The organism is Streptosporangium carneum (assembly GCF_027922005.1).
Taxonomy (GTDB): Bacteria; Actinomycetota; Actinomycetes; order Streptosporangiales; family Streptosporangiaceae; genus Streptosporangium; species Streptosporangium carneum.
In genome coordinates this window covers 164,881-177,377 of sequence record NZ_BSEV01000007.1, presented here as the reverse complement: position 1 = coordinate 177,377, position 12,497 = coordinate 164,881, and the positions used below count along the sequence as shown (strand labels likewise).

At 72.2% G+C, this 12,497-nt stretch carries 10 protein-coding genes; 6 read left to right on the top strand and 4 right to left on the bottom strand.

Features of this window, described 5'->3' with window-relative positions:
• Positions 1–93: 93 nt before the first annotated feature.
• Positions 94–1,185, top strand: a complete 1,092-nt coding sequence (locus tag PKF00_RS17740) for a hypothetical protein (protein ID WP_271218649.1) — start codon at positions 94–96, stop codon at positions 1,183–1,185.
• 452 nt (positions 1,186–1,637) lie between these two features.
• Positions 1,638–2,516, top strand: coding sequence for a TIGR03620 family F420-dependent LLM class oxidoreductase (locus tag PKF00_RS17735; protein ID WP_271218648.1), 879 nt, complete (start codon positions 1,638–1,640; stop codon positions 2,514–2,516).
• A gap of 130 nt (positions 2,517–2,646) precedes the next feature.
• Here the strand turns inward: PKF00_RS17735 and PKF00_RS17730 are convergent, their stop codons facing one another.
• Both PKF00_RS17730 and PKF00_RS17725 read right to left on the bottom strand, forming a co-directional pair.
• The gene (locus PKF00_RS17730) at positions 2,647–3,243 is read right to left on the bottom strand and encodes a C40 family peptidase (RefSeq protein ID WP_271218647.1); all 597 of its coding nucleotides are present in this window, start codon (positions 3,241–3,243) and stop codon (positions 2,647–2,649) included.
• A gap of 112 nt (positions 3,244–3,355) precedes the next feature.
• The gene (locus PKF00_RS17725) at positions 3,356–4,564 is read right to left on the bottom strand and encodes a multidrug effflux MFS transporter (protein WP_271218646.1); all 1,209 of its coding nucleotides are present in this window, start codon (positions 4,562–4,564) and stop codon (positions 3,356–3,358) included.
• A gap of 487 nt (positions 4,565–5,051) precedes the next feature.
• On the opposite strand from PKF00_RS17725, the gene PKF00_RS17720 reads away from it, so the two are divergent.
• From PKF00_RS17720 to PKF00_RS17705, 4 genes are all read left to right on the top strand, one after another.
• Positions 5,052–5,483 carry a GlcG/HbpS family heme-binding protein gene (locus PKF00_RS17720; protein ID WP_271218645.1) on the top strand — a complete coding sequence of 144 codons (432 nt, stop codon included), beginning with the start codon at positions 5,052–5,054 and terminating at the stop codon, positions 5,481–5,483.
• A 611-nt stretch (positions 5,484–6,094) separates the two neighbouring features.
• Positions 6,095–6,547, top strand: a complete 453-nt coding sequence (locus PKF00_RS17715; RefSeq protein ID WP_271218644.1) for a cytochrome P450 family protein — start codon at positions 6,095–6,097, stop codon at positions 6,545–6,547.
• Positions 6,499–7,323, top strand: coding sequence for a cytochrome P450 (locus PKF00_RS17710; protein WP_271218643.1), 825 nt, complete (start codon positions 6,499–6,501; stop codon positions 7,321–7,323). The genes PKF00_RS17715 and PKF00_RS17710 overlap by 49 nt, the downstream gene beginning before the upstream one ends.
• A gap of 299 nt (positions 7,324–7,622) precedes the next feature.
• Positions 7,623–10,418 (top strand): AAA family ATPase, encoded by a 2,796-nt coding sequence (locus PKF00_RS17705; RefSeq protein ID WP_271218642.1) that lies wholly within the window; start codon positions 7,623–7,625, stop codon positions 10,416–10,418.
• Positions 10,419–10,462: 44 nt separating this feature from the next.
• On the opposite strand, the gene PKF00_RS17700 is transcribed toward PKF00_RS17705, so the two are convergent.
• Entirely contained in the window at positions 10,463–11,182 is a 720-nt protein-coding gene (locus PKF00_RS17700; RefSeq protein ID WP_271218641.1) for an alpha/beta fold hydrolase, read from the bottom strand.
• The gene (locus tag PKF00_RS17695) at positions 11,179–12,141 is read right to left on the bottom strand and encodes an alpha/beta hydrolase (protein WP_271218640.1); all 963 of its coding nucleotides are present in this window, start codon (positions 12,139–12,141) and stop codon (positions 11,179–11,181) included. Before PKF00_RS17695 ends, PKF00_RS17700 begins: the two co-directional genes overlap by 4 nt.
• Positions 12,142–12,497: the final 356 nt, after the last annotated feature.

Below are 12,497 nucleotides of genomic sequence, written 5' to 3'. Positions count from 1 at the left end.
GCAACCCCATTCCCGCCGAAACCGGACTTTGTTACGGGTGATGCCGTTGCGCTCGCCGGGGCGAACGTGTATCAACGGTGCGGGTGATCTACTGTGATATCCGTTTACGTTGACCTGGCCATCGGGCTGGTGCTGGCCTTCCTGTTGCTGTCGCTCCTGGTGAGCGGGATCAACGAGGCCATCGTCAGGCTGCTCGGCATCCGCAGCAAGTTCCTGTGGGCCTACCTCCGCGACACCCTGGACGGCGGTCCGCGGGAGGGCAGGTCGTGGATCCCTTCGAAGATCATCGACGTTTTCGCCAAGCTGCCCTTCTCCAGGCACGACCCGCGCCCCCGGCACGATCCCGAACCGGCGCCGCCGGTGGTCGAGCCGATGCCGGTCGACCCCAGCGCGGTCCTCGCCGAGAAGGCGCCCGCGCCCCCGATCGACATGACCCGGCGCCTCTACGAGCGTCTCCAGGAGATCGACCACCCCAAGGGATCCAAGACCAGCATCGCCAACATCCCGCCCGAGCGGTTCTCCGGCGCGCTGCTCGAGCTGGTCGCCGCCGAGGAGGGCGGCATCGAGGGCCTGCTCACCAAGCTGGAGGCCATCCGCAGCCCGCTGGCCGGGCACCTGCGGGGCGTGTGGGAGGGCGCCCAGCGGGACATGGGCAAGTTCCGCAAGGGCGTCGAGGACTGGTTCGACGGGGAGATGCAGCGCCTGTCCACGCTATACCGCCGCTACGTCAAATGGGTGGTCTTCACCCTGTCCGTGGCGCTGACCCTGGCGTTCAGCATGGACGCGCTCGAGTACGGCAAGACCCTGCTGCGCGACAACGCCTACCGTGCCGCGGTCGCGGCCATCGCGAGCGGCGGTGAGGACGGCACGCTCGCGCTGAAGGAATCCCTGAAGGACAGGTGCGCGGTGGCGGGCTCCGTCGAGCCGTACTCCTGCGTGACCGAGGTCTTCAGCTCCCCGGCGCTGGTGAAGATCTTCGACCACGCCGTGATGAGCGTGACGATCCCCGCGGACGGCGAGAGCGGTCCGTCCTTCAACTTCAACGGCGGCGCCTGGTGGAGCCGCCTCATCTCCCTCGGCCACTGGCCCGGCTACCTGATCACCATGGCCGCCCTGCTGTTCGGCGCCTCCTTCTGGTGGGACATCCTGCGCAGGCTCACCGGCCTCCGCCCCCACCGCTCCTGACCCGGCGACCGCACGCCCTTCCCCGCCGTCCCCGAGAACGTCCCTCACCGCTCCCGGGAGCGTCCGTGAGTCGGCCTTCCCCCTGGCCGTCTCGGGGAGTGTCCGTGAGTCGGCCTTTCTCCTCGGCCGTCCTGGGGGCGTCGTGACGTCGGCCTTTCTCCTTGGCCGTCCTGGGGGCGTCGTGACGTCGGCCTTTCTCCTTGGTCATCCCGGGAGCGTCCGTGACGCCGGCCTTCTCTCTCGCCGTGGCGGAGTCGTCCGCCGCGCCGGTACGGCGAGCGGTGACGCGGTCCTGATCGGCGCAGCCGGGCGGTGCGTCACCCCTCGAAGGTTCCCCTCACGAGCCTCGTGTCGTGTTCCTCGTTTTCCCGTTGCCAACCGGAGGATGCCTCCGTATTGTTGGCGCTATCCGGAGATGGCCTCCGGTAAATCCTCTGAGGAGCCTGCAGGCGATGAGCGTGAATCTCGGGCGCGTGGGAGTGTGGACCTCCGCCTTCGACGGCCAGCCCGCGACCAGGGTGCGGGAGGCGGCGGCCGAGCTCGACGAGCTCGGCTACGGCGCGATCTGGTTCGCCGAGGCGTACGGCAGGGAGGCGTTCACCCAGGCGGGGCTGCTGCTCAACGCGACCGAACGTCTGGTCGTCGCGACCGGCATCGCCAACGTCTTCCTGCGCGACCCGTTCGCCATGGCCTCGGGGGAACGCGCCCTGGCCGAGGCGTTCCCCGGCCGCTTCCTCCTCGGACTCGGCGGTCACCGCACCGCCGACCAGCCGCCCGGTGTGCTTCCGCACCACGGGCGTCCTGTGCCGACCGTGCGCGCCTACCTGGACGCGATGGACCGCGCGCCCCTGCGGTCTCCGGCCCCCGCCGAGCCGTCCCGCCGCGTCCTGGCCGCTCTCGGCCCCAGGATGCTGGAGCTCGCCGCGGAGCGCACCTGGGGGGCCCACCCCTATTTCGTCCCGGTCGAGCACACCGCCAAGGCCAGGGAGACCCTGGGGGCCGACGCCCTGCTGGCGGTCGAGCAGACGGTCATCCTGGAACGCCCCGACCGGGCTCGCGAGCTCGCCCGCGGGTTCGTCGACGGCTATCTGGGGGCGCACCACCAGGTGGCGAACCTCAGACGGCTCGGTTTCGGCGACGACGACCTGGTCGAAGGCGGCAGCGACCGGCTGCTGGAGGCGTTGTTCGCGTGGGGTGACGTCGAGAGCGTCGCCAGGAGGGTCCGCGAGCACCTCGACGCGGGCGCCGACCATGTCTGCGTCCAGGTCCTGGGGGAGGAGCCGCCCATGCGGCAGTGGCGTGAGCTGGCCCCCGCCCTGCTGGAGCTCTGATCCCGGTCTGACCTCCCTCGCCGTGTCACGCTCCGCACGAGGAGAGGACCGCGGTGCGAAGGGGAACGCGACCGAACGCCGACCGCCTGTGGGGAACGCCGCGCACCAGCGCTGACGGGCGCTCGCCCGACTACAGGTAGCGGAAGTATCCGGCGAACCCCTTGACCGCGCTGAGACGGTCGATCCGGACCTCGGTGCCGGTCCTCAACGCGTTGATCATCCTGTCCTGGCCGATGTAGATGCCCACGTGGTGGGTCTTCGCGCGCTTGCCGACCTTGCCGTAGAACACGAGGTCGCCCGGCCTCGCCGCGGTGACCGGGATCTTCGTCAGACGTCGGAGATGGTCGTTGGTGTTGCCCGGGCCCAGCACGTCCCTGCCGTAGGCGAGCTGGTAGACCCACCTGGTCAGGCCGGAGCAGTCGAGCCCCCTGGTCGTGGTGGCGGGGCAGGGCCTGATCGCGCCGTGGTAGCCGACGCAGGTGCCGAGGGAGGGGCCGGGGCTGTCGTCGTGGCCGCCGCCCCAGGAGTAGGGGATCTCTCCGCCCCGCCAGCCGGGCTGCCGCTGCCCGGCCTCGATCGCGTAGGCGATGGCGGTCACCCGGTTGAGGACGACGGGCAGGATCGGTACCGAGCCGCCGACGGCCAGCGCGGTCCCCGCGAGCACGGCGGCGACGGCCAGCCGACGCCTGAGGGTTCTCCGACGGTCCCCTTCGTCCGAGGAGAGCAACGGCGTCCACCCATCCCGATCAGCAGGCTTGTTCACCACTGTTTCGCCCAAACTACCGCCACTTCGGCTCGCGCGCGGAGATCGCACGGTCACCTGTCACGCCCGTCGGCGCTCAGGTCCGGCGGGACCGTACCCCGAGCGCCGTGATCAGGACGACCAACGCGGCGGTGGAGACGACAGTGATCGCCAGTGTCATGGACAGCGCGTCCGCCCCGCCGAGGGAGAGCAGCGGCGGCACCACCGCGCCGATGAGGAACTGCAGCACGCCCAGCAGCGCCGACGCGGTCCCGGCCCGCTCGCCGTGTGGGGACATGGCCAGCGCGTTGGCGTTCGGCGAGACCAGGCCGATGCTGGAGACGGCGACGAAGAGACCGGGCAGCAGCCCGGGCAGTCCCCAGCCCGCCAGGACGCCCACGAGCGCGGCCAGCGCTCCGGCCAGTCCGGTCACGAGCCCGATCCCCAGCATGCGACGGGCGCCGAAGCGGCCCACGAGGACGCCGTTGAGATTTCCCCCGGCCATGATGCCGAGGGAGTTGACCGCGAAGATCGCGGAGAAGACCTGCGCGGTCACCCCGTAGCGGTCCTGAAGCACGAACGGGCTGAGCGTGATGTAGACGAACAGGGAGCAGCCCGCGAGCGAGAGCACCAGCGCGTAGCCGACGAAGGCGCGGTCCCGGACGAGCACGGCGAACTGCCGTCCCGTCGCGCGCAGCCCGCCGGTGTGGCGGGCGTCCTGGGTGAGCGTCTCCGGCAGGCCCAGTGCCGCCAGGAACAGCAGCAGACCGATGACGGCGAGCGCGACGAACATGCCGCGCCAGTCGGTGAAGCGGGCGAGCTGGCCCCCGACGAGCGGCGCGACCACCGGCGCCAGCCCGCTGACGAGGATGAGCAGCGAGAACACCCGGGCCGCGGCGTCACCGTCGAACAGGTCGCGAACCATCGCTCTGGCGATGACCAGTCCGGCGGCTCCGGCGAGTCCCTGCACGAGACGAAGGCCGATCAGCGACCAGATGTCCGGAGCCAGCGCGCACAGCAGCGAGGCGACCGCGTAGGTCGCCACTCCCACGACGAGCGGACGGCGGCGACCGATCCGGTCGCTGATCGGACCCGCGAGGAGCTGGCCGAGCGCCAGCCCCACCATGCACATCGACATGGTGAGCTGGGCGAGGGCGTCGGTGGTCCGCATGGCCCGGCCGAGTTCCGGCAGGACGGGCAGATAGAGGTCCATCGACAGGGGGCCGAACGCCGACAGGGCTCCGAGCGTGACGAGGACGCGCAGTCGGCGGGTTCCGGAAAGGGCGGGTTGTGTGACGAGGGTCATCGCGGACCGTACGCCCGCGCGCCCTGTCGGCTCTCACCCTGCCGTCGCCCGTGCCGGAGGTCCGGGGCCGGGAGGTCGGCGGCGTGTACGGACACGGCGCCGTCGCCGAGACCGGCGTCCATGCGTCTCCTTCCGTGGGGGTCGTCCGGATTTCGCGCGTCACCCTGGTCCGGGCCGCGCGACGTCGCCGGTGTCGGGGGACTCTCGTCGTGCGGGCCGTCAGAACGCTCCAGCCGGACTCCGCCCGCCGGCGCGTCCGGATGACGGCCACGAACAAGTATCACGACGCCCGCCCGGCCGACGGTCACCGGGGTCCCCGGGCCCGGGAGAAGGCGGACAGGGGAGCCGTACGGGCGGTGTGGGCGGTGTGCGCGCAGGAGGAGAGGCCGGGCACGCCACCATATGAGCACCACGTGGGCGCCGTACGACCGCCGTCATGTGAGCCGTCGTCCACCGAGGGCGGCGGCACAGCGAAGGAGACACATCTGTGACACGGGAACTGAGACTCGACCGGGCACGCGCGGCGGTGGAGGCCGCCCTGGCTCGCGCGGCCCGCGACGACCTCCGGGTCAGCGTCGCCGTGGTGGACGCCATGGGCAGGGACGTGCTCGTCGTCCGCGGTGACGGGGCCACCTGGTTCACCCCCGAGGTGGCACGCTCCAAGGCCCGTACGGCCGCCGCCTTCCGGCGCGACAGCGCCGCCCTCGCCGGGCTCAAGGAGTCCTACCCCGAGGTGTTCGCGCTCGCGGGCGACCAGGTGCCGTTCCGCCCCACCACGCTGCCCGGCGGGATCCTGCTCGAGCTCGACGGCGAGGTCGTCGGCGCGGTAGGGGTCAGCGGCGCGACACCCGCCCAGGACGTGCTGTGCGCCGAAGCCGCCAGGGACGCCTGCGCGGCCTTCGGAACCCGCGAGGGCTGAACCTCCGCACGGGCTTCGGAGCCTGCGAGGGCTGAATCCCCGCGAGGCGCGGCGGATCCGGCGGGCGCGGAGGTCTTCAGGGAACGCGGAGGTCTTCAGGGAAGGTCCCCCGTGAGACCCGGCCCCCGCGCACCCGGCCCCCGTGAGACCCGGCCCCCGCGACACCCGGCCGCCGCACCACGGCTCCCGGACGGCGTCCGCCGCGCCTGACCGGGAGCCGTGGCGGGGTCCCCGGCCGAACCTGGTCGCCGCAGGGCCGTCCTGCCGAGGAACGCTGTGGTGCGGCGCCGCCCCCGCGACTCCGGGGATCGACGCCGATGAGACGCACGTCACATCCGGTTTTCTGTCACGCGTGGCCCGGGCTGCCCGGTCAACCGTGTGGAGAGCCCCGACTCATCGCCGTCGCCAACGCCTGCGGCCGCATCGAGGTCGTCGATCAGCGGCCTTGAGCACTGCGGAACCGGCCGGTTCGGCCAGGACCGCCCCCGGACACGGCCCCCGACAGACCCCGCCGTTCAGCATCGGACCGACGTGGCGCGCCAGAGCGATCCGGTGCGCCCGTAAGGCCCCTTTCCCTCTGCTTCGCCGCTGCGACCTGAAGGAGAAGACGCATGCCCCAGCCGCTCCCGTTCGTCATCGACCCCACCGGTGCCGACCGGCATGCCGAATACCGGGCCCTGCGGGCTCGTGGCCCGGCCACCCCCGTGGACATCCTCGGCCTGCGCGCCTGGGCGGTCACCGACCCCGCCCTTCTCAAGGCTCTGCTCACCAGCCCCGATGTCTCCAAGAACGGCCGCGCTCACTACCCGGCCTTCCAACAGACGATCAGCACGTGGCCGCTCGCCCTGTGGATCGAGGTGCAGAGCATGCTCACCGCGTACGGCGCCGACCACCGCAGGTTACGGCGGATGGTCGCCCCCGCCTTCAGCGCGCGCCGCATCGCCAGGCTGAAGCCGATCATCCGATCCCTGGTCACCGAGTTGGTCGACGACCTTGCCGCGGTGCCCCCGGCCAGGTGGTGGACCTGCGTGAACGGCTGGCCTACCCGCTGCCCATCGCCGTGATCGGCCACCTGATGGGGGTGCCGGAAGACCAGCGGGACGATTTCCGGCAGCTCGTCGACAACGTCTTCGACAGCACGCTCACGCCTGAGCAGGCCAAGGCCAACGCCGCGCGTCTTTTTGAGACCACTGACCAGTTGATCGCCGCCAAGCGCGGCGACCCCGGCGACGACATGACCTCCCTCCTCATCGCGGCACGCGACGAGGAGTCGGACGGCACCGGCTTCACCGACGTCGAACTGCGCGACACGATGATTCTGATGATCAACGCCGGGTACGAAACGACCGTCAACGTCATCGACCAGGCCGTCCTCGCGATGCTGACGTCCCCCGACCAGCTCCACCTCGTCCGTGCGGGCCAGGCCACCTGGGAGGACGTGGTGGAGGAAACCCTTCGTGCCGAGCCCGCCATCAAGTACTTGCCGCTGCGCTTCGCCGTGACCGACATCAGGCTGCCCGACGGGCAGGTCATCGCCGCGGGGGATCCCATCCTCGCTGCGTACGGGGCCGCCAACCGTCACCCGGACTGGCACGGGCCGGACGCCGACGCCTTCGACGTCACCCGCAGGGTGAAGGACCACCTGGCGTTCGGCTACGGCGTGCACTTCTGCCTCGGCGCTCCCCTGGCCCGCCTCGAAGTCGCGGAAGCCCTGCGTCAGCTCTTCGAGCGTTTCCCCGCCATGTCACTCGCGGCGCCGGCCGACGCGTTGCGGCCGGTGCCCACTCTCATCAGCAACGGTCACCAGGAACTCCCCGTGCGCCTGCGCGTCGTCGAGTAGCACGGCCTGGCGTCGGCGCCGGGCGCGCCGAGCGGATCAGTGCCGAGAGGGTCAACGGGGTGCGGGTGTGAGTGCGCGTCAGGGGACGGCCTTCCCGCAGGTGACCTGTGCCCCGCTGTGATCCCCGCCCCCGCGTGTGACGCAATGTCTCTTTGTGGTTACCTTCTGATGTGGATGGACTGCCGGTGAGCGCCACGTCGAGCCGCCCGGTGTCGCCGCTCATGCGTCGCCGACGTCTCGGATAGGATCTGGCGCGCCAAAGGCGCCGAACATCGATGAATCCCAGCGAAGGTGACAGCGTGACAGAGACTGCGCCGCTGCGGGGACGGCATCGCGAGCTGGCGGAGCTGGACGCGCTGGTGGACCGTGTCCGCGCCGGTCACAGCGGTGCGGTGGTCGTCTCCGGCGAGGCCGGCGTCGGCAAGACCGCGCTCTTGGATCACGCGGCGGCGCGCGCCGCGGCCCACGTCCGGGTCGAGCGCGTCGTCGCGTCGGAGTCCGAGATGGAGCTGGCGTACGCCGGCCTTCAGCAGTTGTGCGGGCACATGATGAGCTCGGCCGGGCGCCTGCCCGCCCCGCAGCGCGAGGCGATCGAGGCGGCGTTCGGCCTGCGCCAGGCCTCCGCGCCCAGTCCGTTCCTCGTCGGGCTCGCACTGCTCGGGCTGCTCACCGAGGCCGCGGGCGACCGGGCGCTGCTGTGCGTCGTCGACGACGCACAGTGGCTCGACGAGGCGTCGGCGCGCGCGGTCGCGTTCGCCGCGCGGCGGCTCGACGTCGAGGGGGTCGCCATCGTGCTCGCCATGCGCACGGTCGCCGAGGTGTTCGCCGGGCTTCGGCAGATGGTCGTCGAAGGGGTGGGGCACGACGACGCGCGCGAGCTCCTGCGCCTCTCGGCCCCCGGCGGCCTCGACCGGCGGGTGCGCGACCAACTGATCGCGGAGGCGCGCGGCAACCCACTGGCGCTGCGGGAGCTGCCCCGGTCGCTGAGCCCGGCCGAGATCGCCGGCGGGTTCGCTCTCATCGGCGCGATGCCGCTGGAGAGCCGCATCGAGCAGAGCCTGGTCGCGCAGCTCGAGCCGCTGCCCGAGTCGGCGCGCCTCCTGCTGCTGCTGGCGGCTGCGGACCCGACCGGCGACCCCGGGCTGCTGTGGCGTGCGAGCGCGGCACTGGGTCTGGGGCTGGAGGACTTCGACGCCGCCAAGGACGCCGATGCGCTCGTCGTCGGCACGCGCGTCGGCTTTCGCCATCCGCTCGTGCGGTCGGCGGTCTACCGGTCCGCGTCGCCGCAGGACCGGCGGCGCGTCCACGCCGCGCTGGCCGACGTCACCGGCGTCGATCACGACCCGGATCGCCGGGCATGGCATCGTGCCAGCGCGACGCTGCACCCGGACGAAGAGGTCGCCGCCGACCTCGAGCGGTCCGCGGTGCGCGCGCGGACCCGCGGCGGCGCGGCCGCCGCGGGTGCGTTCCTGGAGCGGGCGGCGGAGCTGACGCCCGAGCCGGTCCGCCGTGGGCAGCGGCTGATCGCGGCCGCCGAGGCCAAGCACGAGGCGGGCGCGCCCGAGGCAGCCCTGCGCCTGCTCGACACCGCCCGCGACCATCCCCTCACCGCGTTGCAACAGGCGCTCGTCGCCCGGCTGCGCGCCCGCGCCGGATACGCGCTGCGGCGCGACAGCGGCGGTGCGCGGCTCCTCCTCGCCGCGGCGCAGGGCCTCGAAGGGCTCGACCCGGTGCTCGCCCGCGACACCTACATCGAGGCGCTGTCGGCCGCGATCTACGGCGGTCGGCTCGGTGACGCCGAGCAGGTGGCCGCCGTCTCGAACGCGATCCTGGAGGCGACCGCCGGCGAGGAGTCCGACCGTGCGCGGGACCTGATCCTGCGCGGCCAGGCGCTGCTCGCCGCCAAAGGGCAGGAGGCCGCGCTCGAGACCCTGCGCCGGGCGCAGCGCGCGTTCCTCGAGCAGGCCCCGGACTCTCTCGAACTGCACTGGATGTGGTTCGCCTCCCGCGCCGCGCAGGACCTCTGGGACGCCCGCGGGCTCCGCGCGCTCGCCGATCGGCAGGTCGAGCTCGCCCGCGCCGAAGGCGTCGTGACGGTGCTGCCGATCGCGCTGAGCCTGCTGATGGTGGCGCAGACGGTCGACGGCGAACTGGACGCGGCCGAGGCCTCCTGCGACGAGATCGACGCCATCAAGGACGTCACCGGCCACCCGCTGCCGCAGTACGGGCGGTTCTTCCTCGCGGCGTACCGAGGGCAGGCCGACGAGGCGGAGCGTCTGGCGGAGCAGATCCGGCCGGACGCGCTCGCGCGGGGCGAGGGATACGGGCTGAGCGCGGTCAATTTCGGGGAGGCCATCCTCTACAACGGCCTGGGGCGTTTCCCTGAGGCGGTGACCTCCGGTCGCCGTGAGCTGCCGTACACGCATGAGCTGAACCACGCGATGCGCACGCTGCTCGAGCTCGTGGAGGCGGCCGCGCACACCGGCGAGCGCGCGCTCGCCGAGGAGGCGTTCGAGAGACTGGCGAGCGTCACGCGGCCGGTGGGGACCAACTGGGCGTTGGCCGTGCTGACGATGGCAGAGGCGCAGCTGCGCGAAGGCGACGAGGCCCAGGCCCTGTACCGGGACGCGATCGAGCGCTTCGAGCGCGAGCGGATTCCGATCATGGTGGGGCGCTGCCGCCTGCTGTACGGGGAGGAGCTGCGCCGCCAGGGCCGGCCCTCCGACGCGCGCGAGGAGCTCCGGGCCGCGTACGAGGTGTTGTCGGGCATCGGCCTGAACGGCTTCGCCGAGCGCGCCGCACGCGAGCTGCGGGCGAGCGGTGAGACCTTGCGCGTGCGCGGGCACGGGTCGGCGGCGCGGCTCACCGACCAGGAGCTCAACGTGGCGCGCCTCGCCCGCGAAGGACTCACGAACCGGGACATCGGCGCGCGGCTGTTCATCAGCGCGCGCACCGCCGAGTACCACCTGCGCAAGGTCTTCATGAAGCTCGGCATCAGGGGACGCGCCGAGCTGAAGTCCGCGCTCGCCGAGCTCGACCACACGGCGCCGGGCGTCGGACGGCCCCTGGTCACGGAACCGATGACGGAATCCTGACCCGCTGTGCCCGCCGTGGTCGTGCGGTCGCAGGCAGGGGAGTGTCACTCCTCGGCGTGGTCGGCGGCGTCGAGGACGGTGGCGGTCACGGCGTCGGGTTGCGAGGCGGCGATCGCATGGGAGGCGCCGGCGACCTCGCGGGTTCCGCGGGAGCCGGCGCGTTCGGCCATGAAGCGCAGCGCCGCGGCCGGGATGTTGAGGTCGCGCCCGCCGTGGACGAACCAGGACGGGATGGTGCGCCAGGCGGGCTCGTCCGCCGTCAGGGCGTCGGTCAGGGCGCGCTCGGTCACCGGCCGCTGGGTCGCCGCCATCAGCGCGGCCTCGCCGGCGTCGAGGTCGGCGCAGAACTGATGATGGAACTTGTCCGCGGCGATGCGGAACTCGTTGCCGCCGGTGGCCACCGGATACGCCTCCAGCGCGCCGGCCAATGTGCTGCCCTCGAACTTGCCGGACAGCAGGAACGCGTTCTCGCCGGGTTCGGGGGCGAAGGCGGCGACGTAGACCAGGGCGCGCACGGCCGGGTTGCCGGCGGCGGCCTGGGTGATCACGATGCCGCCGTAGGAGTGGCCGACCAGGACGACCGGGCGTCCGATGCCGGCGATCACGTCGCGCACGTACGCGGCGTCGCCCTCGACGCCGCGCAGCGGGTTGGCCACGGCGACGGCGGTGAGCCGGTTGCCGTGGAGGCGCTGGACGACGCGGTTCCAGCCGGCCGATTCGGCGAAGGCGCCGTGGACCAGGACGATGACGGGCTGCTCGCTCATGAGTCGGCCTCTCCGGTGTTCAGGGCGGTCTTGAGGAACTCGACGGCTTGGGCGGTGGCGGCGCGCGCGGCGTGGGTGTCGCGGACGGGGGTGAGCATCATGAAGTCGTGCAGCGTGCCGTTGTAACGGACGCTGGTGGTCGGAACACCGGCCGCGGTGAGCTTGCGGGCATAAGCCTCGCCCTCGTCGCGCAGCACGTCGTACTCGTCGACGATGACGAACGCGGGCGGCAGACCCGCCAGGTCCTCCAGACCGGCGCGCAGCGGTGAGACCGTGATCTCCGCCCGCTGGGCGGGGTCGGTGGTGTAGGCGTCCCAGAACCACGCCATCGCCTTGGCGGTCAGGTACGGGCCGTCGGCGAACTCGAGATAGCTGCCGGTGTCCTGGGCGGCGTCGGTGACCGGGTAGTACAGCGACTGGTGCACGAAGGTGACGTCGCCGCGCCGCTTGGCCAGGATGGTCAGCGCGGCGGTCATGTTGCCGCCGACCGAGTCACCCGCCACCGCCAGCCGGGAGGCGTCCAGCCCTTCGTCCGCGCCGTGACGGGTGATCCACCGGGCGGTGGCGTAGGCCTGCTCGATCGCGACCGGGTAGCGGGCCTCGGGCGAACGGTCGTACTCCACGAACACCACCGCCGCGTCCGCCCCGACGGCCAGCTCGCGCACCAGCCGGTCATGGGTGCCCGCGTTGCCCAGCACCCAGCCGCCGCCGTGGACGTACAGCACGGCGGGCAGCACACCCGTCGTCCCGGCGGGTTTGACGATCCGTACCCGCACGTCACCGACCTCGGCCGACACGGTGATCCATTTCTCGTCCACGTCCGGCTTGGCGACCGGAGCGGCCTGGAGGTCGTCCAGCACCTTGCGTGCGCCCTCCGGGCCCAGCTCGTACAGGAACGGGGGCTTGGAGGTCGCCTCGGCGAGCTCCTGCGCCGCAGGCTCCAGGACGTTGTCGTTCATGCGGAACTCTCCGTTTCCATCTCGTTTCTTCGTTCGGACCTTGCGGATCTTCGTGCGCGTCGTCCGCGCGGGCCGTCGGAAGGGGCGGCCAAGGCCGCCGGATCGATTCGCCCACTTAGACCGGGCAGCCCCCGCATCTGTGACACCGGGGATCGAGAGGAGTTGTCACGAACCCGCGCGGTCGTCCGGTCTGAGAGGGCGCGCGAAGCGGCTCGTGCCATGCCCCGGCGCCCACCACGGGGCCCCAGTGGTCCGGGCCAGGGTGTCGACCAGGCTCTCCCCAGGGCGCGATGGAGGGGCTCGGGAAACGACCGTGATCGCAGCGGCATCGCCGGATGCCGGGGTGCGAACGGAGC

Coding starts and splice junctions, on each gene's coding strand:
- PKF00_RS17700 (WP_271218641.1), bottom strand. CDS start 11,182: ATGAGCGAGCAGCCCGTCATCGTCCTGGTCCACGGCGCCTTCGCCGAA.
- PKF00_RS17715 (WP_271218644.1), top strand. CDS start 6,095: ATGCCCCAGCCGCTCCCGTTCGTCATCGACCCCACCGGTGCCGACCGG.
- PKF00_RS17735 (WP_271218648.1), top strand. CDS start 1,638: ATGAGCGTGAATCTCGGGCGCGTGGGAGTGTGGACCTCCGCCTTCGAC.
- PKF00_RS17695 (WP_271218640.1), bottom strand. CDS start 12,141: ATGAACGACAACGTCCTGGAGCCTGCGGCGCAGGAGCTCGCCGAGGCG.
- PKF00_RS17725 (WP_271218646.1), bottom strand. CDS start 4,564: ATGACCCTCGTCACACAACCCGCCCTTTCCGGAACCCGCCGACTGCGC.